15 protein-coding genes, 1 tRNA gene and 4 pseudogenes are annotated in these 21,854 nt (G+C 56.0%); 10 read left to right on the top strand and 10 right to left on the bottom strand.

Annotated elements, in window-relative coordinates:
• Nucleotides 1-594: 594 nt before the first annotated feature.
• The 6 genes and pseudogenes from WLO32_RS14105 to mgtE all read left to right on the top strand — a co-directional run bounded on the left by WLO32_RS14105 (nucleotide 595) and on the right by mgtE (nucleotide 7,918).
• Nucleotides 595-1,698: a porin OmpC gene (locus WLO32_RS14105; protein ID WP_435945679.1), complete on the top strand. Its 1,104-nt coding sequence runs from the start codon at nucleotides 595-597 to the stop codon at nucleotides 1,696-1,698.
• 132 nt (nucleotides 1,699-1,830) lie between these two features.
• Complete coding sequence (gene apbE, locus WLO32_RS14100) at nucleotides 1,831-2,871, top strand: FAD:protein FMN transferase ApbE (RefSeq protein ID WP_435945678.1); 1,041 nt, start codon at nucleotides 1,831-1,833, stop codon at nucleotides 2,869-2,871.
• 81 nt (nucleotides 2,872-2,952) lie between these two features.
• Nucleotides 2,953-4,023 (top strand): bifunctional DNA-binding transcriptional regulator/O6-methylguanine-DNA methyltransferase Ada, encoded by a 1,071-nt coding sequence (gene ada / locus WLO32_RS14095; RefSeq protein WP_435945677.1) that lies wholly within the window; start codon nucleotides 2,953-2,955, stop codon nucleotides 4,021-4,023.
• Complete coding sequence (gene alkB, locus WLO32_RS14090) at nucleotides 4,023-4,673, top strand: DNA oxidative demethylase AlkB (protein ID WP_435945676.1); 651 nt, start codon at nucleotides 4,023-4,025, stop codon at nucleotides 4,671-4,673. The genes ada and alkB overlap by 1 nt, the downstream gene beginning before the upstream one ends.
• Nucleotides 4,674-4,747: 74 nt before the next feature.
• A complete protein-coding gene (locus WLO32_RS14085) occupies nucleotides 4,748-6,394 on the top strand; it encodes a multidrug ABC transporter permease/ATP-binding protein (RefSeq protein WP_435945675.1) in 1,647 nt (548 codons plus the stop codon).
• Between the two features lie 95 nt (nucleotides 6,395-6,489).
• Nucleotides 6,490-7,918, top strand: a pseudogene (gene mgtE / locus WLO32_RS14080) (magnesium transporter).
• A gap of 95 nt (nucleotides 7,919-8,013) precedes the next feature.
• Here mgtE and WLO32_RS14075 read toward each other — a convergent pair.
• The 5 genes from WLO32_RS14075 to WLO32_RS14055 all read right to left on the bottom strand — a co-directional run bounded on the left by WLO32_RS14075 (nucleotide 8,014) and on the right by WLO32_RS14055 (nucleotide 11,895).
• On the bottom strand, nucleotides 8,014-8,469 hold the full coding sequence (locus WLO32_RS14075; protein ID WP_435945674.1) for a lysozyme inhibitor LprI family protein: 456 nt from the start codon (nucleotides 8,467-8,469) through the stop codon (nucleotides 8,014-8,016).
• Nucleotides 8,466-9,386: a peptidoglycan-binding protein gene (locus WLO32_RS14070; RefSeq protein ID WP_435945673.1), complete on the bottom strand. Its 921-nt coding sequence runs from the start codon at nucleotides 9,384-9,386 to the stop codon at nucleotides 8,466-8,468. Before WLO32_RS14070 ends, WLO32_RS14075 begins: the two co-directional genes overlap by 4 nt.
• Before the next feature lie 344 nt (nucleotides 9,387-9,730).
• A tRNA-Pro gene (locus WLO32_RS14065) sits at nucleotides 9,731-9,807 on the bottom strand.
• A gap of 77 nt (nucleotides 9,808-9,884) precedes the next feature.
• Nucleotides 9,885-11,648: an LPS biosynthesis-modulating metalloenzyme YejM gene (gene yejM / locus WLO32_RS14060; RefSeq protein ID WP_435945672.1), complete on the bottom strand. Its 1,764-nt coding sequence runs from the start codon at nucleotides 11,646-11,648 to the stop codon at nucleotides 9,885-9,887.
• A gap of 19 nt (nucleotides 11,649-11,667) precedes the next feature.
• Nucleotides 11,668-11,895 (bottom strand): YejL family protein, encoded by a 228-nt coding sequence (locus tag WLO32_RS14055; RefSeq protein WP_435945671.1) that lies wholly within the window; start codon nucleotides 11,893-11,895, stop codon nucleotides 11,668-11,670.
• A gap of 136 nt (nucleotides 11,896-12,031) precedes the next feature.
• Between WLO32_RS14055 and yejK the strand changes: the two are divergent.
• A pseudogene (yejK, locus tag WLO32_RS14050) lies at nucleotides 12,032-13,040 on the top strand (nucleoid-associated protein YejK).
• 122 nt (nucleotides 13,041-13,162) lie between these two features.
• On the opposite strand, the gene rplY reads toward yejK, so the two are convergent.
• Together rplY and WLO32_RS14040 are read right to left on the bottom strand one after the other, a co-directional pair.
• Nucleotides 13,163-13,447, bottom strand: coding sequence for a 50S ribosomal protein L25 (gene rplY, locus WLO32_RS14045; RefSeq protein ID WP_435945670.1), 285 nt, complete (start codon nucleotides 13,445-13,447; stop codon nucleotides 13,163-13,165).
• Between the two features lie 126 nt (nucleotides 13,448-13,573).
• Nucleotides 13,574-15,334 carry a DEAD/DEAH box helicase gene (locus WLO32_RS14040; protein ID WP_435945669.1) on the bottom strand — a complete coding sequence of 587 codons (1,761 nt, stop codon included), beginning with the start codon at nucleotides 15,332-15,334 and terminating at the stop codon, nucleotides 13,574-13,576.
• A gap of 187 nt (nucleotides 15,335-15,521) precedes the next feature.
• Between WLO32_RS14040 and rsuA the strand changes: the two genes are divergently transcribed.
• From rsuA to WLO32_RS14025, 3 genes are all read left to right on the top strand, one after another.
• Nucleotides 15,522-16,229, top strand: a complete 708-nt coding sequence (rsuA, locus tag WLO32_RS14035) for a 16S rRNA pseudouridine(516) synthase RsuA (RefSeq protein WP_435945668.1) — start codon at nucleotides 15,522-15,524, stop codon at nucleotides 16,227-16,229.
• A gap of 15 nt (nucleotides 16,230-16,244) precedes the next feature.
• Nucleotides 16,245-17,441, top strand: a complete 1,197-nt coding sequence (locus tag WLO32_RS14030) for a Bcr/CflA family multidrug efflux MFS transporter (protein WP_435945667.1) — start codon at nucleotides 16,245-16,247, stop codon at nucleotides 17,439-17,441.
• Nucleotides 17,442-17,780: 339 nt separating this feature from the next.
• Nucleotides 17,781-18,125 (top strand): YejG family protein, encoded by a 345-nt coding sequence (locus WLO32_RS14025; protein WP_435945666.1) that lies wholly within the window; start codon nucleotides 17,781-17,783, stop codon nucleotides 18,123-18,125.
• 13 nt (nucleotides 18,126-18,138) lie between these two features.
• Here WLO32_RS14025 and yejF read toward each other — a convergent pair.
• The 3 genes and pseudogenes from yejF to WLO32_RS14010 form a co-directional block, all read right to left on the bottom strand.
• A pseudogene (gene yejF / locus WLO32_RS14020) lies at nucleotides 18,139-19,729 on the bottom strand (microcin C ABC transporter ATP-binding protein YejF).
• Nucleotide 19,730: 1 nt separating this feature from the next.
• Complete coding sequence (locus WLO32_RS14015) at nucleotides 19,731-20,756, bottom strand: microcin C ABC transporter permease (RefSeq protein WP_435945665.1); 1,026 nt, start codon at nucleotides 20,754-20,756, stop codon at nucleotides 19,731-19,733.
• Nucleotides 20,753-21,851: pseudogene (locus WLO32_RS14010) on the bottom strand (microcin C ABC transporter permease YejB). The gene WLO32_RS14015 and the pseudogene WLO32_RS14010 overlap by 4 nt, the downstream one beginning before the upstream one ends.
• Nucleotides 21,852-21,854: the final 3 nt, after the last annotated feature.

The following is a 21,854-nucleotide window of genomic DNA, read 5'->3' as shown; positions in this document are numbered from 1 at the left end:
ACCGCAGACGCACTCGTACAATTATTACGTTTGAAACTATTAACCTGGGGAAATAAATATGCGCGAAAATTCTCCGCTAACAGGAACTTAGCGGCGACAGGCGGAAGCGTTTACTTAATAATCGTTATCTTTTTGTGCGGTGTAGCACAAAAATATTCAAGTAACGTAAAGAAGAGTAAAAAAAACCGGATGCACGCATCCGGTATCAATAGGGGGTAAACAGACATTCAGAACTGAATGACGGTAATAAATAAAGTTAATGATGATAGCGAGATATATTTTATAGCTAAAAACAGAAACCATTTTGGCAATCAGTGCTACATGATTGTGTCTTTGTAACTTGATGATTTAACTATAAATAATATTATTTTTGATTATAGGTGCTTATATTTTTAGCTATTTGTGCGAAAAAAAGTTCCCTCAAATATACATTTTGAAACATCTATCTGGACAAATGAAACATCTATATAGTTTTAGTATCATAATGATGTTGGATTATTCTGGATTTGTTTTGGACAATGAGTTCGCCGACTGATTAGAGGGTAATCAGTAAGCAGTGGCATATAAAAAGGCATATAACAGAGGGTTAATAACATGAAAGTTAAAGTACTGTCCCTCCTGGTTCCAGCATTGCTGGTAGCAGGCACCGCTCATGCAGCCGAAATTTATAATAAAGACGGCAACAAATTAGATCTGTACGGCAAAGTTGATGGTCTGCACTACTTCTCTGACGATAAGAGCGCGGATGGCGATCAGACCTACATGCGTCTGGGCTTCAAAGGCGAAACGCAGGTAAACGACCAGGTGACCGGTTACGGCCAGTGGGAATACCAGATCAACGGCAACACCGCTGAAAGCGAAAACAACGCGTGGACTCGTGTGGCGTTCGCGGGTGTTCGCGTGGGTGACGCAGGTTCCTTCGACTACGGTCGTAACTACGGCATCATCTACGACGTTGCAGCATGGACCGACGTTCTGCCTGAGTTCGGCGGCGACACCTACGGCGCTGACAACTTCCTGTTCAGCCGTGCAAACGGCGTGGCAACCTACCGTAACACCGACTTCTTCGGTCTGGTTGACGGCCTGAACTTCGCCGCCCAGTACCAGGGCAAAAACGGCAGCACCAGCGGTGAAGACTTTGGCGGCCGTAGCGTTCTGCAACAAAATGGCGACGGTTACGGCCTGTCTCTGACCTACGATCTGGGCGAAGGCTTCAGCGTCGGCGGTGCGATGGCTTCTTCCAAACGTACCTGGGATCAGAACAACACCGCGGCCCTGGGCAACGGCGACCGTGCTGAAGCGTACACCGGCGGTCTGAAATATGACGCCAACAACGTTTACCTGGCCGCGCAGTACACCCAGTCTTATAACGCCACTCGTTTTGGCGGCAACTCTTCTTCCGCAGCTTACGGCTTTGCTGATAAAGCGCAGAACTTCGAAGTGGTTGCGCAGTACCAGTTCGACTTCGGCCTGCGTCCATCCGTGGCCTACCTGCAGTCCAAAGGTAAGGATATCGAAGGCTACGGCGACCAGGATCTGCTGAAATATGTTGATGTTGGCGCGACTTACTACTTCAACAAAAACATGTCCACCTACGTTGATTACAAAATCAACCTGGTTGACGACAACGACTTTACCCGTGCCGCCGGCATCGGTACCGACGATATCGTAGGTGTTGGTCTGGTTTACCAGTTCTGATTCCGACCTTCGTTGTGAAAGGCGCCTGCGGGCGCCTTTTTTTATCTCTGCAGCCTCAACGGCGCCCCGCTTTTCCGCACCTCTTGCCGCATTTGATATACTCTTGCGCCTCTTCAGAGGAGAAACGACATAATGGAACGACATTTGCTTCGCCGCGGCCTGCTGGTTGTTGCTGTGCTGGCGCTTGCCGGCTGCGATAACCCGCCCGCCGCCGTTAAGCCGGGGCTGGTGCTGGAAGGCAAAACCATGGGCACCTTCTGGCGAGTAAGCCTGGCCGGCATCGACGCTGCCCGGCAGAATGAGCTGCGCGCCAGCATTCAGGCCCAGCTCGACTACGACGATCGTCTGCTGTCCACCTATAAATCTGACTCCGCGCTGTCCCGCTTTAACCAGTCCCGCAGCACCGAACCGTACCCGGTAACAGAAGCGATGAGCGATATAGTGACAACATCCTTACGCATCGGCGCCAAAACCGGCGGCGCGATGGATGTTACCGTTGGCCCGCTGGTGAATTTATGGGGATTCGGCCCGGACAAACAGCCGGTAAAGGTGCCCACGCAGGCGCAAATTGACGCGGCGAAAGCCCTTACCGGGCTGCAGCATCTGACGGTGATGAATAAAGCCGGGCGGCAGTGGCTGCAAAAGGATCTTCCAGGCCTGTATGTCGATCTTTCTACCGTTGGCGAAGGCTATGCCGCGGATCGTCTGGCGCGCCTGATGGAACAAAATGGTATTAGCCGTTATCTGGTTTCCGTAGGCGGCGCTGTGGTGACGCGCGGCACAAACCAGGACGGAAAAGCCTGGCGCGTGGCGATTCAAAAACCGACCGACCGGGAAAATGCGGTACAGGCGGTGGTCGATCTGAACGGCCACGGCATCAGCACCTCCGGCAGCTACCGCAATTATTACGAACTTGAAGGCAAGCGGCTCTCACACATCATCGATCCCGTATCGGGCGCGCCTGTTCAACACCGGCTGGTTTCGGCAACGGTTATCGCCCCCACGGCGCTGGAGGCCGACGGCTGGGATACGGGCCTGATGGTGCTTGGCACGGAAAAAGCAAAGCAGGTCGCTCAAAAAGAGGGGCTGGCGGTGTATCTGATTACTAAAGAAGACGAAGGTTTTTCCACCTGGATGTCGCCGCAGTTTAAAACTTTCCTGCTGAGCGAGTAAAATTAGAAAGCAAGAATGTGGGTTTTCCAGAACGGCGATGCTGGCAAAGTAGGTCTGTGACAGCAAAACCAGGAGCCAGTCATGAAAAACGTCAATGACATTACCACTGATAACGGCCGCTGGCAGGCCGTGGAAACCCGCGACGGCGGCGCGGACGGAGAATTTGTCTTCGCCGTGAAAACGACGGGCATTTTCTGCCGCCCATCCTGCAGCGCAAAACACCCGCTGCGTAAAAACGTCCTTTTTTTTAGCGGCCCGGATGCTGCGAAAGAGGCGGGGTTTCGCCCCTGCAAACGCTGCCAGCCGGATAAGCTCGCCCCTGAACGGCAGCGCGCCGGGCGTATCGTTCAGGCCTGCCGCATTATTGAGGCAAGCCCTGAGCCCCTGACGCTTGCGGCTCTTGCAGACCAGGTCGCCATGAGCCCGTATCACTTTCACCGCCTGTTTAAAAGCGTAACCGGCCTGACGCCAAACGCCTGGCAAAAAGCGCTGCGGACGCAGAAACTGCGCGACCAGCTGGCGCAGGGCGAAGCCGTTACCCGCGCCGCATACGATGCCGGCTATCAGTCGGGCAGCCAGTTTTATCAGCAGGCGGACGCGGCGCTTGGCATGACCGCGCGCCAGTATCGCCGGGGCGGCGAGCGGGTAGCGATCCGATTTGTGGTCGGCACCTGTCAGCTTGGCGAGTTTCTGGTGGCCCAAAGCGAACGCGGAATTTGCGCCATCCTGCTGGGCGACACGCCGGAAGCGTTGATTGCCGAGCTGGAGGGCCTGTTCCCGCATGCTGAATTAGTTGCTGATGATGAAGGATTTGCCGGGCGCGTTGCGCGGGTAGTGAGCTTCCTCGACCATCCGGCCCGGCATTTTGATCTGCCGCTCGATATTCAGGGCACGGCCTTCCAGCAGCAGGTCTGGCAGGCGCTGCGGGCGATTCCTCCGGGAGAAACGCTGAGCTATCAGAAGGTTGCCGAACGTATCGGCAGACCCGGCGCGGTCAGGGCGGTCGCCAGCGCCTGTGCGGCCAACCGGCTTGCGGTGATCGTTCCCTGTCATCGGGTCGTGCGCAACGACGGAACGCTCTCAGGCTACCGCTGGGGCGTGGAGCGTAAGCAGCAGCTTCTGAATACAGAGGCGGAACAGAGGAATGAATAATGCTCGATCTCTTTGCTGATGAAACACCCTGGCAAGAGCCGCTGGCGGAGGGCGCCGTTATTTTGCGGCGCTTTGCCCGCGCCGACGCTGACGAATTAATTAAGCAGATCGGGGAAGTGGCGCAGCGTTCGCCGTTTCGCCAGATGGTGACGCCCGGCGGCTACACCATGTCGGTGGCGATGACCAACTGCGGTGAACGAGGCTGGACGACCAACCGGCACGGCTATCTCTACTCGACGGAAGATCCCCTGACGGGCAGGCCCTGGCCCTCGATGCCGCAGGCGTTTCGAAAATTATCCGATGCGGCTTCGGCCGCCGCGGGCTATCGCGGTTTTCATCCGGATGCGTGCCTTATTAACCGCTATGCGCCGGGGGCGAAACTCTCCCTTCATCAGGATAAAGACGAACCCAACCTGCAGCAGCCAATCGTTTCCGTTTCGCTCGGCTTGCCGGCGGTTTTCCAGTTTGGCGGCCTGAAGCGTAACGATCCGCTGGCGCGCATTATGCTGGAGCACGGCGACGTGGTGGTGTGGGGCGGGGCGTCCCGCTTGTTCTATCACGGCATATTACCCCTGAAGCCGGGGCATCATCCCGCCACCGGCGATGTGCGCTATAACCTCACCTTCCGCAGCGCCGGAAAAAGCGAATAAAAATAAGAATTATTCTTGCTGTAGCTAGATAGCCGTTTAAACTGCTCGCTGTTTTTGTTAGCGGGTAATGAGCGATGGAACTTTTACGAGTGGTTTACCGGCAGTATCGCTGGCCTTTTTTAATGGTGATGCTCTTAAGCTTCGCCAGCGCGGCGTTGGGCATCGGCCTTATCGCCTTTATCAACCAGCGGTTGATTGAAACGCCGGACGTTTCACTGCAGGTGCTGCCTGAATTCCTCGGCCTGCTGCTGCTGCTGATGGCCGTTACGCTTGGCTCGCAGCTGGCTCTCACCACCCTTGGCCACCATTTTGTGTTTCGCCTGCGCAGCGAATTTATCAAGCGCCTGATGGATACCCATATCGAACGCGTTGAGCAGCTCGGCAGCGCCGCGCTGCTGGCGGGTTTAACCAGCGACGTGCGCAACATTACCATCGCGTTTGTTCGTCTGCCGGAGCTGGTGCAGGGGATTATCCTGACGTTTGGCTCGGCGGCCTGGCTTGCCTGGCTGTCTCCTGAAATGCTCGGCGTCACCGCTATCTGGATGGCGATAACCATTCTGGGTGGTTACCTGCTGGTGGCCCGCGTTTATAAGCACATGGCGCAGCTGCGTGAGACAGAAGATCTTTTGTACAACGACTACCAGACGGTGATTGAAGGGCGCAAAGAGTTAGCCCTTAACCGCGAACGCGCCGAGCGCGTGTATGAAGATACCTATATTCCTCACGCCAGCGATTATCGTCGCCATATTATTCGCGCCGATACTTTCCACCTGAGCGCGGTGAACTGGTCGAACATTATGATGCTGGGCGTGATTGGTCTGGTGTTCTGGATGGCAAACAGCCTCGGCTGGGCTGATACCAACGTGGCGGCAACCTTTTCCCTGACGCTGCTTTTTCTGCGCACGCCTTTGCTTTCCGCCGTGGGGGCTTTGCCAACGCTGCTTAGCGCCCAGGTGGCCTTCAATAAACTGAGAAAGTTTGAGCTGGCGCCGTACGAAGCCGCCTTCCCGCGAGCTAAAGAAGCGGGCGAATGGCAAACCCTCGAAATGCGCGACGTGGTATTCAAATACGGCGATAACGCCTTTGCCGTCGGCCCGCTGAATCTGAAAATAGAGCGCGGCGAGCTGATCTTCCTGATCGGCGGCAATGGCAGCGGCAAATCCACCCTCGCCATGCTGCTCACCGGCCTGTATCACCCGGTTTCCGGAGCGATTTATTTAGACGGCAGGCAAGTCGATGCCGGCTGTCTGGATGACTACCGCAAGCTGTTTTCAGCCGTTTTCACCGACGTCTGGCTGTTTGACCGTCTGCTCGGGCAGCAGGGCGAGCAGGCCAACCCGCAGCTGGTGGCGAGCTGGCTTGAACGCCTGAAGATGAGCGAAAAGCTGGAGCTGGACAACGGCACCATCCTCAACCTGAAGCTTTCCAAAGGGCAGCGTAAGCGCGTGGCGCTGCTGCTTGCCCTCGCCGAAGAAAGAGAGATTATCCTGCTTGATGAGTGGGCCGCGGATCAGGATCCCCATTTCCGCCGTGAGTTTTACCAGGAGCTGCTGCCGCTGATGCAGCAAATGGGCAAAACGATTTTCGCCATCAGCCACGACGATCACTACTTTATTCACGCCGACAGGCTGCTTGAAATGCGTAAAGGGCAGCTAAGCGAGCTGACGGGCCATGAGCGCGAAAGCGCCTCGCGGGATGCGGTAGCGAGAACGGGCAGCTAATAAGCAAATAAACCAGCCATTTAAGGCTGGTTTTTTGTTTTTCGGGCGGCTTCAGGCTATAAATAAGCTCGTCGTTATCAGGGAATAAACGTCAGATGTCAGCCACTGTGAAGTACAACACCAAACAGCGTGCACAAGACCGCGCGCGAATCCTCCAGATCCTGCTTACCAACAGAGCCGTTGCCGGCGGCATACTTGGGCGTTTGCCTGCGCCTGACGTCCACACGCCGGAGCAGGATATCGCTGAGGTCGCCTCGCTGGCTGAAAAGCTGCCGGCCCCGGATCTTGCGGACGTGCTCGAGGCGCTTCCTACGGAAGAGCGCCACGCGCTGTGGAGCCTCGTAAAAGAGGACAAGCGCGGGCACGTGCTGATCGAGGCGGCGGAAAACGTCTGGGACGACCTGATTGAAGATATGAGCGATAAGGACTTGCTTAAGGCGCTGCGCCCGCTCGATATAGACGACCAGATCTACCTCGCGCAATATTTACCGCGTGACCTGATGGGCCAGCTGCTGTCCACGCTTCCGCAGGAAGAGCGTACCCAGGTTCGTAAGGTGCTGCATTACGACAAGCACAGCGTCGGCGCCATCATGGACTTTGAGGTGATTACCGTTCGTGCGGATGTCACCCTTGCCGTCGTGCAGCGTTTTTTGCGCCTTCGCGGCAAGGTTCCGCAGAACACCGACAAGCTCTTTGTCACCACCCGTAATAAAACGCTGCTGGGCGAGCTGGGCCTGACCACTATTCTGCTTCATCCGCCCGAAACCCCCGTGCTGAAAGTGATGGACGATAACCCCACCTGTTTTGTGCCGGAAGACGACGGCGAAACGGCTGCGAGAACCTTTGAAAGGGACAACCTGGTCAGCGCCGCCGTTATCGACACCAGCGGTAAGCTGATGGGCCGCGTGACCGTGGATGAGATAGTTGACGTCGTATACGAAGAAACGGATAACGATCTTCGCCGCATGGGGGGGCCTGAGCGCGGAAGAGGATGTCTTCGCGCCGGTAGGCAAGGCCGTTAAAGCGCGTTGGGCGTGGCTTGCCATCAATCTGTGTACCGCCTTTGTCGCATCACGCGTGATCGGCATGTTTGAACATACCATCTCACAGCTGGTGGCTCTGGCTTCGTTAATGCCGATAGTGGCGGGTATCGGCGGCAACACCGGTAACCAAACCATCACCATGATCGTTCGCGCGCTGGCGCTGCAGCACATTCAGGCCGGCAACTACTCGTTCTTAGTGCTGCGTGAGCTGGGCGTGGCTTTAATAAACGGCATCGTCTGGGGCGGGGTAATGGGCACGGTAACCTGGCTGCTGTATGACGATCCGGCGCTCGGCGGCGTGATGACGCTCGCGATGGTGCTCAATCTGTTAGTCGCGGCGTTAATGGGGGTGCTGATCCCGATGCTCATGACGCGGCTGGGCAAGGATCCGGCGGTGGGCTCAAGCGTTATGATTACCGCATTAACCGATACCGGCGGCTTTTTTATCTTCTTGGGGCTGGCGACGATTTTCCTGCTCTGAGCGATAAGAAGAGTTGGTCTTTTTAGTAAATTTTTTATTCAGATACTAATCTCAGAGGGCGGAAACCCCGCCCGGACTTATGCTGAATTTGAGAACTAGCCGACGGGAGGTAAGTCCAGCAGATGAATTTCCTCAATATGGCGTTTGTTAAGGTTTATCACGCACTGATCGATAAATGACTGGTAGTCATAAGCATCCTCGTTAAGCTCTGTCGCCACCGCAAGACACAGCTCGTCCCTGTACTGCTTCCATTTTATTTGGGCATCGAGAAAACGCCTGCTGTATACTTCCCCATAGGTTTCTTCAGCATCCTCTTTGCCGTTAAAGTCGCCTACGTTATTAGCTTTAATTCGTTTTACTGAATCTTTTATCAATAAATCAACTTTCGTATTACTTGCTTTCTTTTCAGTGGACAAACATTCATATGCGAAAGGTATGTTGTCAGGGTGTTCATCAAAGCATTTCTCGCGTTCACTACCGCTATACAAGGCTGCTGATGCTCCGTTCATTAAGAATAAGCATGCTGATACAGCAATTACTATTGTTCTCATTTTAAATATCCTATTCTATTTCGCTGTTGCTCAAAGCCCATGTATTCCCTGTCATTGCGAATATACTTTATTAATTCAGCCTTTCCACTTGCCGCTGCCTGAATAAGACCCCGCGCCTTATGTACCCCCTGATAAAAAATATCAACAACGACGTCACGTATTTTGGGGTCCAGTTCATTCCACGCCGGTGCTGCCGGCATAGTTCTGGTCAGACGCCTGTACAGGCTTTGGGCCTCCATAAGCTTTGTTTTATAGGCGATTTCAAACAGCCCGATCTGTTGCTGATGCGTAATCTCTCCGACCAGCGGCCCGTACACCTTCACAAATTCACCTGCACGCTTTCCCTTAAGGCCGGCCGCTCTGGCGCAAAGGCTGGCTTTATACTCCTCCAGCTCCGCCTGCCGCAGCGTGGCGTAGACTTCTCCGGCAGAGCGGTTCCCCATATCATAACCCCGCCCCAGCGTAACCCCGGACAAACCCACGGGAGGCCAGTGCAGTATCCGTGAAAAACCAGGCGTCCTGTACTGCCGGAACGGCTGCACGGCTGTCACATAATCAACCCCTTCCGCATCGAAGGTTATCTGTCCTTCCGTTACCGTCAGCGAACCACGCTGGTGTTTCGGACGCCAGCCCGGCGCTGCGTTTCTCAGGGCTTCCATAAAGGCAGCGTCGACAGGATGAACCAGACCCGACGGATGCATATGCAGCAAGCGCTGATACCAGCGAATGGCCTCAATGGTCGCCTGTCCGCACCGCCCGTTTATCTCAAGAACCCGGCCGGTCGCCTGCTGATAGCCGGCATGCGCCATCATTTTCTGTATGCTTTTTACATCGTCAGCGGCGTTGGTGCCGCAGGTTCCGACCGAGGAAAATAACCGCGAGGGATGAAGCAGCACTGGATCGTGATATCCGGACATGAAAATCTCCCTTTATTCTTGTCTTCGCAGGAGAGTGTAATTGCTGTTTTCTGCTATGTTCTGAAAGTGGCTTAAAACAGGATTTTTGCCCGGGCATAAATCCTGGAATGCGGGCTGTAACAGGCGGGCCTTAACAAAGGACAAAATAATATTTATATGTCATATCTTTGTATGGTTCAGGATGTATATAAAAATTGAAATGAACAGGATAGCCATTAACCGTGGCATATGACGCGCAGTTCTGACCTGTTTGTTTGCTAACCGCTGGGAAGCGTCGAAGTATTGACTCCACAAATTACAGGCAATAAAAAAAGCAGCCATAAAGGCTGCTTTTTCGGAGTTTTTGGTCGGCACGAGAGGATTTGAACCTCCGACCCCCGACACCCCATGACGGTGCGCTACCAGGCTGCGCTACGTGCCGACATCCGGATAAAAATATTACCTTTTTTGCCGGCCTTTGCAAGGCCAACGACTGCTAAGTGCTTTATAAATATACAATCAGTTAGCGATGAAGCGTTTTTCGTCGGTCAGAACCTGCAGCAGCAAGCCGAGCTGCGGCTTTGTCTCTTCCACGCGTTCGCCCTGCAGGTCGTAGATGCGATAGTTGCCGTTATTATCAAGCACCAGCGTCATATGCGGCATGGTGATGGCCAGGCTGTTGTTATCTGCGCCCACAACCCAGTTGTTATGGCGCGTAGCGGCAAACAGATCCTCGCCCTGCGAATACTCATTCGCCGGCGTTTTAACGTGCAGCAGGCGCTGCATCAGGGTGGTCATCACATCCTGATGATCGGTCAGCTTGCTGATGGTTTGCGCAGGCGTGCCCGGCCAGTGGATAACCAAAGGCACCTGGATACGCGAGCGTGACCAGGCGAACGAATCCCTGTCATCGCCCAGCGGAACGCCGTGGCCCGCCGTAACGATAACCACGGTATTATCCAGCTTGCCGGCGGCTTTCAGGGCGTTCAGCACTTCCTGAATGCGATCGTCCACGTTACGCGCCGCGCGGGCATAGCGACGCGTGAAATCTTGTTTGCTGCTGTCGCCGTTAATGCTGGTGCCGTTAAAGGCGATCCAGGAGAACCAGCGGTTATCTTCGGAGGCGTACTGCGTGAGCCAGTTCACCCATTGCGAAGCGGTCTGGCTATCCGACTGGCTTTTGGCCGTCGGCAGCGAGAAGTCTGAAAGCAGCGCCTGGCGGTACATCGACGAGTTAAAGCCGTCGGAGGCAAACAGGCCCAGCTGGTAACCCTGCTGGTTCAGGGCGGTAATCAACGCCGCCGGAATGCGCGCGGAAAGCACGCCGTCCATATAGGCCGGCGAAATGCCGTAGAACAGCCCGAAGATGCCGTTATCGGTGCCGTTGCCCGCGCTCATGTGCTGCGTGAAGTTAATATTGCCACGCGCAAACTCATTGAGGGCAGGGAGATCTTTGGCAAAGCGGGAGGCGTTCAGACCGTCCACCGTGATCAGCAGGACGTTATGGCCGGTACCCATATCGCTAAACTGCAGATTGCTTAGCGGATACTGCACCGACACCGCTTCCGGATTGCCTTGTTCCACCAGGCGACGCTGGTATTCCTTCGCGTCCAGCAGGCCGTGTTTCTCAAGGAAGCGGCGCGCCGTCATCGGATAGGCCAACGGCAGGTTTGCGCGCTGCATGGTAATCGGACGATAGAAGTTCGCGTCCGCCCAGATATACATAATGTGGCTGCTAAAGAAGGCCACGAAGAACAGGGCGACGACGGGTTTGGCAAAATGTCTGCGCCGCCCGAGGCTGCGCAGCTTCTGCCAGCTCCAGGTGGCAAATAACATCTCAATAAGCAGGATCACCGGCACGCTGATGAACATCAGCTGCCAGTCGCGCGCCATTTCGCTCTGGTCCGGGTTGATCACCAGCTCCCAGACGACAGGATTGAGATGAAGGTGGAAACGGGTAAAGACTTCGCTGTCTATCAGCAGCAGCGTCATGCCCGCGGTGGCGAAGGCCGCCGACAAAAAGCGCATCAGGCGCTGGGACATGACGACAAAAGTCAGCGGGAAGAGAATCAGCAGGTAGGCGGCAAACACCAGAAAGCTGAAGTGGCCGATAACGCTCAGGTATGAATAGATACGCCCGGTGAGCGTCGTCGGCCAGTCGGCGACAAACAGATAGCGGCTACCCAGCAGCGTGGCCAGCAGGATATTGAACAGGGCGAACCAATGTCCCCAACTGACCATCTGGGAAACTTTTTCGCGGTAGCGCTGACGGTTAGTCACCATAACTCGTAGCTACAATCCCTTAATGAGCTTGATCTTCGCTCACGGAGGCCTGCAGCGCCTCAGCGAAAGAGCGGGCCAGCGTGCGGCGTTGTGCGGAAGCCACGCTGGTATTAATCAGGTTAGTGACCATATTTCCCAGCACCATCAGGGAAAGATCGGTAGGCGTCTGGTGTTTTTCCAGCACGCCCGCCAGTTCGGCCAGCAGTTCTTCGACGCGTTCGTCACTATAACGGGATGTTTGTGGCATAAATTAACAATCAGTCAGGTTCAGGAAAGGGCGTTATCTTACCGTAGGAAGACCTTTTTTTCTGCTTTTTTATCTTCTGTTGCACAAGGCTCCCGGCAGTGGTTGAATACCGCCCAGTCTAAAAGGAGAGTTTATCATGAGTCTGGATATCAACCAGATTGCCCTGCATCAGCTTATCAAGCGCGGCGAAGACACGCTTGAAGTGGTGCTGCGCGATTCCCTGCTGGCGACTAACGGCGCCGTAGAAGAGATGATGGCTGAGCTTCACCGTGTTTATAGCGCAAAAAATAAAGCATACGGGCTGTTCAGCGAAGAGAGCGAATTGGCGCAGGCGTTACGTTCGCAGCGTAAAGGCGATGAGGATTTTCTCGCCTTTAGCCGTGCGGCAACCGGCCGACTGCGCGACGAGCTGGGGAAATATCCCTTCGCCGACGGCGGCATCGTGCTGTTTTGCCATTACCGCTATCTGGCCGTCGAGTATCTGATGGTGGCGGTGCTTAACAACCTGAGCAGCATGCGCGTCAACGAAGAGCTGGATATCAGCTCCACCCACCATCTGGATATCAACCACGCGGATATCGTAGCGCGTGTTGATTTGACCGAGTGGGAAACCAATCCGGAATCAACCCGCTACCTGACATTCCTCAGAGGACGCGTAGGACGTAAGGTTGCTGATTTCTTTATGGACTTCCTCGGCGCCAGCGAAGGGCTGAATGCCAAAGCGCAGAACAAGGGCTTGCTGCAGGCGCTGGATGACTTTACTAACGAAGCGCAGCTCGACAAAAACGAGCGTCAGGCTGCCCGCCAGCAGGTGTACGCCTACTGCAACGAGCAGCTGCAGGCCCGGCGAAGAAATCGAATTGTCTTCCCTTGCAGACGAGCTGCCGTGGGCCGTCGACGACAGAAACTTCAAAGAGTTTACCGCAGAAAAGGGCTACGAGCTGGAAGAGAGCTTCCCGGCGGACCGCAGCACGCTGCGCCAGCTGACCAAATACGCGGGCAGCGGCGGCGGCTTGACGATTAATTTCGACGCCATGCTGCTGGGCGAGCGCATTTTCTGGGATCCCGCGACGGATACGCTGACCATCAAAGGCACGCCGCCGAATCTGCGCGACCAGCTGCAGCGCCGCAGTTCGGGTAAGTAATATTAGGGTGGCGGGGCATTAACCCCGCCCGCGTCGGACAAGCATAGCGCCATCCGACGTTTAGCGTGACGCAAAAACAAAAAACCCGCCGAAGCGGGTTTTTTTTCGAACAGGGTTCGCGATTAAGCGCGAACGAAGTCGATGTGAGACAGTTTTGGCTTGAACGGGTGACGCTGAACAGCCTGAACCTTCGCTTTTACTTCTTTACCATCAACAACCAGAGTCAGCACTTCTTCGTAGAAACCTGGTTTAGTCTGCAGGTTCATTACGTTGTCGTGGTCCAGTTCGATGGAGATTGCAGCTTCGGAACCACCGTAGATGATTGCCGGGAATTTGTTAGCTGCACGCAGGCGGCGGCTCGCACCCTTGCCCTGCTCTTTGCGTTCTACTGCATTGATAGTGAACATTAACTGTTTCTCTCTTAAATACTCCTGTTACAGGCGACCCAGCAACAGGAAAGATTTCTGCTTTGCGGATGCAAAAGCGGGCGGCATTATAGCCATTCCTTGTGGTATCAGCAACGAAAAGAACCCTCAGCCGCGCAATTCATTTGCGCGCCGGAAGCGCCCCTGGTAATCGAACACCTTTTCCCGCACGTTCCAGAAGTTGCCGTTTTTGCGCGCCACCACAAAATCCGGATGACGCAGCAGCGGCTGCTGGGCGATGACGTCAGCCACGGTTATCCAGCGTAGCGGTACGCCGGGCGCCCGGCTGTGCGGGCGGATAAACAGCTGTTCGAAGGCCATGCGTTGGGCGGGGGTGTGCAAACGGAAGCGCTCACTTACATCGGCGCCGTCTTCGTCGTAATAGGTCACTTTCAGCCAGTCCCCTTTGGCGTCGCCGCCTTGCTGTAAGGCCATGCCGCTGCAGCGCAGCACCAGCGCGTCTTTCAGCTTCAGCGCCGCTTTTAGCATATCGTCCGGGTCGACCAGCACCCAATCGCACTGGTGACAGCGGCGGGCGGCGATATCGTTCTCCGCGTTGCACTGCGGGCAGTTTTTGAAGCGGAAGCGATAATCACACTGTTCCCGCTGGCCCTCGTCATCCTCGAACCAGCCCTGACAGCGGCGGCCAAAGTGTTCGATGATGGCGCCATCGGCGGTGGTTTTTCCCCAGAACGTATTGGCGAACCCGCAGGAGGGACAGAAAACCTGCACCGGGACATTGTCACTTTTGCCTTTGGCGTTGCCTACTTCGGGGGTGAAGAGATCGTGCGGGTTACCGGCGTAATCAAGAATCAGGCAATCGGTCTTCCCGGGCGCGAGGCGCAGCCCGCGGCCGACAATTTGTTGGTAAAGGCTTACTGATTCCGTGGGGCGCAGAATGGCGATTAAATCCACATGCGGCGCGTCAAAGCCCGTCGTCAGCACCGAGACGTTAACCAGAAAACGGAACTGCTGATTCTTAAAGGCCTCAATCAAGGCGTCGCGCGCCGGGCCGGGAGTATCCGCCGTAATCAGCGCCGCATCGTTCGCAGGCAGCAGGGCGGTCACCTCTTTTGCGTGTTCTACGGTCGCGGCAAAAATCATCACGCCGCGTCGTTCGGCCGCAAACTCCACAATCTGGCTGATGATATGCGGCGTAATGCGCTTTTGCTGCTTCAGCTCGCGGTTAAGTTCCGCCTCGCTGAACAAACCGTTGGCCTGGGCCTGCAAACGGCTGAAATCATACTGCACAACCGGCATATCCAGCCTTTCCGGCGGCGTGAGATAGCCGTGCTTAATCATATAGCGCAGCGGGAGCTCATAAATGCAGTCGCGGAACAGCGCTTTTTCATCGCCGCGCACCATGCCGTGGTAGTGATAGCGATAAATCCAGCCTTTGCCCAGACGATAGGGCGTGGCGGTCAGCCCCAACAAACGCAGCTTTGGATTCGCGCGGCGTAGATGGGTGAGAATTTGCTGATACTGGCTGTCGTCCGCTTCGCCGATACGGTGACACTCATCGACTATCAGCAGCGAAAACTCGCCGTGAAACTGCTCAAGGTTGCGGGCGACCGACTGCACGCTGCCGAAGACAACCTTGCCGTGGCTCTCTTTGCGCTGCAGCCCGGCGGCAAAAATATCGGCCTCAAGCCCCAGCGCACGGTATTTAGCGTGGTTCTGCGCCACCAGCTCTTTAACGTGAGCGAGCACCAGCACGCGCCCGCGGGCTATGCGCGCCAGCTCTGCGATAACCAGGCTTTTTCCGGCGCCGGTCGGCAGCACAATCACCGCGGGTTCAAGCTGCCTGCGGAAATGGGCGAGGGTGGCGTCCACCGCTTCTTGTTGGTAGGGGCGTAAAGTAAAAGACATCGGCATTCAGGTTTTTAAGTCATCAGTGCCGATTATGGCACGAAACGGGGTTTTAACTTGAGAGAGTTTTTGATGTCGCTATACTGGCAAACTAATTAACAGGCAAACGATTTTGGCCTCAAAAGCGGGCTCCAGATGCCCGACCAGTTATCTTTAGCTGGCTCCTCTTTGAAACAGGCAAGACTTAATGCGACTCGACAAATTTATTTCTCAGCAGCTCGGCGTGAGCCGTGCCATTGCTGGCCGTGAAATTCGTGCTCAGCGTATCACCATCGACGGAGAAGTGGTGCGTGACGCCTCTTTTAAGCTTCAGCCAGACCATCAGGTCGAGTTCGACGGCAACCCTTTGGATCAGCAAAACGGCCCTCGCTATTTTATGCTGAATAAGCCGCAGGGCTACGTGTGCTCGACCGAAGATCCGGATCATCCGACGGTGCTCTATTTTCTGGATGTGCCGGTGGCGCACAAGCTGCACGCCGCCGGTCGTCTGGATATCGACACCACCGGCCTGGTATTGATGACGGACGACGGCCAGTGGTCGCACCGCATCACCTCACCGCGCCATCACTGTGAGAAAACTTATCTGGTGACGCTGGAATCGCCGGTTGCCGAGGATACGGCCGAGCAGTTTGCCCGGGGCGTACAGCTGCATAACGAAAAAGACCTCACTAAGCCTGCCAGGCTTGACATCATCACCCCGACGGAAGTTCGTCTGATCATCAGCGAAGGGCGCTACCATCAGGTCAAACGCATGTTCGCCGCCGTGGGCAACCGCGTCATTGGCCTGCACCGTGAGCGCATCGGCGATATCAAGCTGGACCAGGATCTGCAGCCGGGCGAATACCGTCCGCTGACGGAGGAAGAGATCGCAAGCGTAGGCATGCCGAAAAGCTAACTTCAGGAGCTACCCTTGAGTACCAAGCAGAATTCGTCAGTCGGGATTATCGTCATTCTTGGCCTGCTGGCCATGCTGATGCCGCTGTCGATTGACATGTATCTTCCGGCTTTGCCGGTTATCGCTTCCGAGTTTGGCGTGCCTGCCGGCAGCGCGCAGATGACGTTAAGCACCTACATCCTCGGCTTTGCTATCGGGCAGATTTTCTATGGCCCGATGGCGGACAGCATCGGACGTAAGCCGGTGGTGCTCGGCGGCACGCTGGTCTTTGCGGCCGCGGCGATAGCCTGCGCGCTTTCCCAGACTATCGATCATCTGATCGCGATGCGTTTCCTGCACGGCCTTGCGGCCGCGGCGGCAAGCGTGGTGATTAACGCCCTGATGCGCGATATCTACCCGAAGGAAGAGTTCTCGCGCATGATGTCGTTTGTCATGCTGATAACCACTATCGCGCCGCTGATTGCGCCGATGGTGGGCGGGGCGGTGCTGGTATGGTTCAGCTGGCATGCCATTTTCTGGATCCTCGCGCTGGCCGCGCTGCTGGCCTCCGCGATGATATTCTTCCTGATCCATGAAACGCTGCCGGTTGAACGGCGGCAAAAATTCCATTTGCGCACCACCATCGGCAACTTCGCGACCCTGTTCCGCCACAAGCGCGTGCTCAGCTATATGCTGGCGAGCGGCTTTAGCTTTGCGGGCATGTTCTCGTTTCTCAGCGCCGGGCCTTTTGTTTACATCGAGCTTAACCACGTTGCGCCGCAGCATTTCGGCTACTACTTTGCGCTGAACATCGTGTTTTTATTTATTATGACCATCATCAACAGCCGCTTCGTGCGGCGCGTCGGGGCGCTGAATATGTTCCGCTTCGGCCTGTTTGTGCAGTTTGCGATGGCCATCTGGCTGGTGATCAGCGCGCAGTTTGATTTTGGCTTCTGGGCGCTGGTGCTTGGCGTGGCGGCCTTTGTGGGCTGCGTTTCGATGGTGTCCTCTAACGGCATGGCGGTTATTCTTGACGAGTTTCCTCATATGGCGGGCACGGCGTCATCGCTGGCAGGGACCTTCCGTTTTGGCATCGGCGCGCTGACGGGGGCGCTGCTTTCCGTGGCAACCTTTAACACCGCCTGGCCGATGATCTGCTCAATCGCCGTGTGCGCTACCTGTTCGATACTCTTCTATTTCTACGCCAGCCGCCCCCGCAAGGCCAAAGCCTAATCCTAAACGGGTACCCAGGTGCCCGTTTGTTAATTCAAATCAACGAAATTTCCCCGCCGTCCTCTACAATTTGTTTCTGAAATGTAAACTTCACAACAACAAAAAGTCACAGCTTTGTAGTTAAAAAGGTTGAGTTAGATCACGGAAAGCGTTACATATAGCGCCGAAACGCGTGCGCAGGCGCACAAATAAGCGTTCCTGTGGGAAAAAAAATTTAACTATTACAGCGGATGTGAAGGGTTTTCATGTTGTTTATGCGCAATTTATCAACATTATGTTAACCTTTGTGTAAACTATTTTAAGTAACACTTTTGTACGAATTTCTTCGGGGAGACGATTTTGAATACGTTACAGCTTTCCATCGTTCACCGCCTGCCGCAAAGCTACCGCTGGTCGGCGGGTTTTGCTGGTCTGAAGGTTGAACCGATTCCGCACCATGCCCAGGGCACGGAAAACTGCCTTATCGGCCTGAAATTGCTCAGCGAAGACGGCGACAAGGCGTGGCCCATCATGCACAAACTTAGCCAGGCGCTTAGCGATATCGAAGTGGACTGCTCGGTGGTGGAATGCGACGGCGAGCCGTGCCTGTTTGTTCATCGCCAGGACGAACCGGCAGCAACCTGCCGGCTGAAGAATTTTGGCGTGGCGATCGCCGAGTCGTTCTCCAGCGTTAATCCTTTCTGACGCGCCCGCAGCCTCAGGCCAGCGCTAAAAGCTGGCGCGTGTACTCCGTCTGCGGCGCCGCAAAAACCTTCTGACATTCACCCTGCTCGACGACTTCCCCCTGCCGCAACACTATTACCTGGTGGCACAGCGACTTCACAATCTTCAGGTCATGGCTGATAAAGATGTACGCCAGCCGGTGCTTTTCCTGCAGCGACTTCAGCAGCGCCAGGATTTGCGCCTGCACGGAACGGTCTAACGACGAGGTTGGCTCATCCAGAATAATCAGCTGCGGCTGCAGAATAAGCGCGCGGGCAATGGCGATGCGCTGACGCTGGCCGCCGGAAAACTCCGCCGGATAGCGGTGACGGGTTTGCGGATCCAGCCCGACCTCGCTTAATGCCGCTATCACCCTTTGTTCACGTTCGGGCCGCGCTCAGCTGCGGATGATGAACGCGCAGACCCTCTTCGACGATCTGTAAAACGTCCAGCCGCGGGTTAAGCGCCGAATTGGGATCCTGAAACACAACCTGAATGCGATGGCGAAGCGGAAGAAGCTTTTTGCGGTTTAATGCGTGTAGCGGATGCCCGTCAAACCAGATGCCGCCGCTGGAGTGGATTAAGCGCAGCAGCGCCATGCCGGTGGTGCTTTTTCCCGAGCCGGATTCGCCCACCAGCCCAACGCATTCGCCCGGACGCAGCGAGAAGCTCAGCCCTTTAATGCCGTAGTGGTAGCCCACGGTTTTCTTCAGCAGGCCGCGGCGAATGGGGAAGGCGACTTCCAAATCCTCCACCTTTAACAGCGGGGCGCTGCCTTCATCCAGCGGCCAGGGATCGCCGCCCGGCTCGGCGGCCAGAAGCTGTTGCGTATAAGGGTGCCGCGGCGCTTGCAAAAGCGCCGGCGCCTGGTTTTGCTCGACGCATTTTCCGTTTCGCATTACCGCAATATTATCCGCAAGCTGGCGCACGATGCCGAGGTTATGGGTGATAAACAGCAGCCCCATGTTCAGCTCCTGCTTCAGCTCTTTGAGCAGCTGCAGGATTTGCGCCTGGACGGTGACGTCCAGCGCCGTCGTGGGCTCATCGGCAATCAGCAGCTGCGGACGGGTGAGCAGCGCCATGGCGATCATTACGCGCTGGCGCTCCCCGCCGGAAAGCTGGTGGGGAAAATCCGTGAGGCGCGCGGCCGCGTTACGGATGCCTACGCGATCGAGGCAGGTCAGCATTTCGGCCCGCGCGGCTTCGCGGCGCATTCCCCGGTGCAAAGACAAAACCTCATAAAGCTGTTTCTCGATGCTGTGCAGCGGGTTTAGCGAGACCATCGGCTCCTGGAAAATCATGGCGATTTTATTGCCGCGAATACCGCGCAGCATACGTTCCGGCGCACGCAGCAGCTCCTGGCCTTTAAAGTAAATTTCCCCTGCAGGATAAACCGCAGGCGGCGACGGCAGCAGGCGCAGCACCGAAAGCGCCGTCACGCTTTTTCCCGAACCGGATTCGCCCACCAGCGCCAGCGTTTCGCCGGCCTCAATTTGCAGCGATAAATCTTCTACAACCCGGTGGGTAACCCCGCCGTGGCGGAAAGCGATGGAGAGGTTATTAATGGACAGTAGCGGAGTTGTCATATCAGTGCGCCTTACTCGGATCGAAGGCGTCGCGCACCGCTTCGCCAATAAAAATGAGCAGCGTCAGCAAAACGGCCAGGTAAACAAAAGCGGTAATGCCAAGCCAGGGCGCCTGCAGATTGTTTTTACCCTGCAGCAGCAGTTCGCCAAGGGAAGGCGAACCCAGCGGTAAGCCGAAGCCGAGGAAATCCAGCGAGGTGAGGGTGGTTATCGAGCCGCAGAGAATAAAGGGTAAAAACGTCAGCGTGGCGACCATGGCGTTGGGCAGCATATGGCGGGTCATTATCGCCCAGTCGCCGACGCCCATCGCCTGGGCTGCGCGTATATAGTCAAAGTTACGCGTGCGCAAAAACTCCGCGCGCACCACGCTTACCAGGCTCATCCAGCCAAACAGCACCGTGATGCCCAGCAGCCACCAGAAGTTAGGCTGCACCACGCTTGAAAGCAGGATAATCAGAAAAAGCGTCGGCATGCCGGACCAGACCTCGATAAAGCGCTGGCCCCAGAGATCGGCTTTTCCGCCGTAATAGCCCTGGGCTGCGCCTGCCAGAATGCCGATAACGCTGGAAAAGAGCGTCAGCAGCAGGCCAAAAAAAATCGAGATGCGCGTGCCGTACAGCAGCCGCGCCAGCACGTCGCCGCCGTTGGCGTCGGTGCCCAGCCAGTTCTGGCTGCTCGGCGGCGAGGGGAAGGGAACCTGAGTGGCGTAGTTAATGGCCCGGTCGCCAAAGCGAATCGGCGCCCAGAGCGTCCAGCCGTCACGGCTTAAATGTTCGGCAAGCCACGGATCCTGATAGTCCGCGGCGGTAGCCAGCGGGCCGCCGAAATCGCTTTCGCTGTAATTGACCACCACCGGGAAATAAAAGCGATCCTGGTAATGCACAACCAAAGGGCGGTCGTTGGCTACCAGCTCCGAGCCCAGGCTCAGGACGAACAACACGGCAAAGATCCACAGCGACCAGTAGCCGCGTCGGTTATGGCGAAAACGCGCCCAGCGGGCCTGATTCATCGGGCTTAAACGGCTCATCCGCGCCCCTCGAAGTCGATACGTGGGTCAACAAAGGTGTAGGTGATATCGCTGAGAATATTCAGCAGCAGGCCAATAAGGGTGAAAATATAAAGCGTGCCGAACATCACCGGGTAATCCCGGGACAGGGTGGAGTCATAGCCCAGCAGGCCCAAGCCCGTTGAGCGAGAAGATCACCTCGATAAGCACCGAACCGGTAAAAAACATGCTGATAAAGGTGGCCGGGAAGCCGGCGATAACCAGCAGCATGGCGTTGCGGAACACGTGGCGGTAGAGAATTTTCTTCTCGTCCAGGCCTTTCGCCCGGGCGGTCACCACGTACTGCTTGCGGATCTCATCCAGAAAGGAATTTTTCGTCAGCATCGTTAAGGTGGCGAACCCGCCGACGACGGTGGCGAGCACCGGCAGCGTAATATGCCAGAGGTAATCGGTCACCTTTCCATACCACGGCAGGGAGTCAAAGTTTGTCGATACCAGGCCGCGCAGCGGGAACCAGTCCAGATAGCTGCCGCCGGCAAACAGCACAATCAATAAAATGGCGAATAAAAAAGCCGGGATGGCGTAGCCGATAATAATGAAGGTGCTGCTCCAGATATCAAAGCCGCTGCCGTTGCTGACGGCCTTGCGGATCCCCAGTGGAATAGAAACCAGATAGATAATCAGCGTGCTCCACAGGCCAAGGGAAATCGACACCGGCAGGCTTTCTTTAATCAGATGCAGCACGGACGCGCTGCGAAACAGGCTGTCGCCGAAATCGAAACGCACATAGTCCCACAGCATTTTAAAATAGCGCTCGTGAAGAGGCTTATCGAAGCCGTAGCGGTGGGTGATTTCTGCGATCACTTCCGGGTCCAGCCCGCGCGAGCCGCGATACTGGTTATCCGTGCCGTTGCCGACCCCGACTCGCGCACGGCCGCTGCCCATAGCCTCTGCGCTAACGCCGGGCACGCCGGCGCCGTGGCCGAACTGAATATTGGCGATAGCCTGATCCACCGGGCCGCCCGGCGCGATTTGCACGATAAAAAAGTTGATGGTGATGATCGCCCACAGCGTTGGAACGATCAGCAATAAACGCCTGAGCAAATAGCTTCCCACGGT

This window comes from Dryocola mayonis, assembly GCF_051307045.1.
Lineage (GTDB): Bacteria > Pseudomonadota > Gammaproteobacteria > Enterobacterales > Enterobacteriaceae > Dryocola.
Note: the sequence above shows the minus strand (reverse complement) of the source record. Positions and strands in the feature narration are given on the sequence as shown.

What these genes read in the sequence shown, in the direction of transcription:
- WLO32_RS14105 (WP_435945679.1), top strand. Translation starts at nt 595, where the DNA reads ATGAAAGTTAAAGTACTGTCCCTCCTGGTTCCAGCATTGCTGGTAGCA.
- apbE (WP_435945678.1), top strand. Translation starts at nt 1,831, where the DNA reads ATGGAACGACATTTGCTTCGCCGCGGCCTGCTGGTTGTTGCTGTGCTG.
- ada (WP_435945677.1), top strand. Translation starts at nt 2,953, where the DNA reads ATGAAAAACGTCAATGACATTACCACTGATAACGGCCGCTGGCAGGCC.
- alkB (WP_435945676.1), top strand. Translation starts at nt 4,023, where the DNA reads ATGCTCGATCTCTTTGCTGATGAAACACCCTGGCAAGAGCCGCTGGCG.
- WLO32_RS14085 (WP_435945675.1), top strand. Translation starts at nt 4,748, where the DNA reads ATGGAACTTTTACGAGTGGTTTACCGGCAGTATCGCTGGCCTTTTTTA.
- WLO32_RS14075 (WP_435945674.1), bottom strand. Translation starts at nt 8,469, where the DNA reads ATGAGAACAATAGTAATTGCTGTATCAGCATGCTTATTCTTAATGAAC.
- WLO32_RS14070 (WP_435945673.1), bottom strand. Translation starts at nt 9,386, where the DNA reads ATGTCCGGATATCACGATCCAGTGCTGCTTCATCCCTCGCGGTTATTT.
- yejM (WP_435945672.1), bottom strand. Translation starts at nt 11,648, where the DNA reads ATGGTGACTAACCGTCAGCGCTACCGCGAAAAAGTTTCCCAGATGGTC.
- WLO32_RS14055 (WP_435945671.1), bottom strand. Translation starts at nt 11,895, where the DNA reads ATGCCACAAACATCCCGTTATAGTGACGAACGCGTCGAAGAACTGCTG.
- rplY (WP_435945670.1), bottom strand. Translation starts at nt 13,447, where the DNA reads ATGTTCACTATCAATGCAGTAGAACGCAAAGAGCAGGGCAAGGGTGCG.
- WLO32_RS14040 (WP_435945669.1), bottom strand. Translation starts at nt 15,334, where the DNA reads ATGTCTTTTACTTTACGCCCCTACCAACAAGAAGCGGTGGACGCCACC.
- rsuA (WP_435945668.1), top strand. Translation starts at nt 15,522, where the DNA reads ATGCGACTCGACAAATTTATTTCTCAGCAGCTCGGCGTGAGCCGTGCC.
- WLO32_RS14015 (WP_435945665.1), bottom strand. Translation starts at nt 20,756, where the DNA reads ATGAGCCGTTTAAGCCCGATGAATCAGGCCCGCTGGGCGCGTTTTCGC.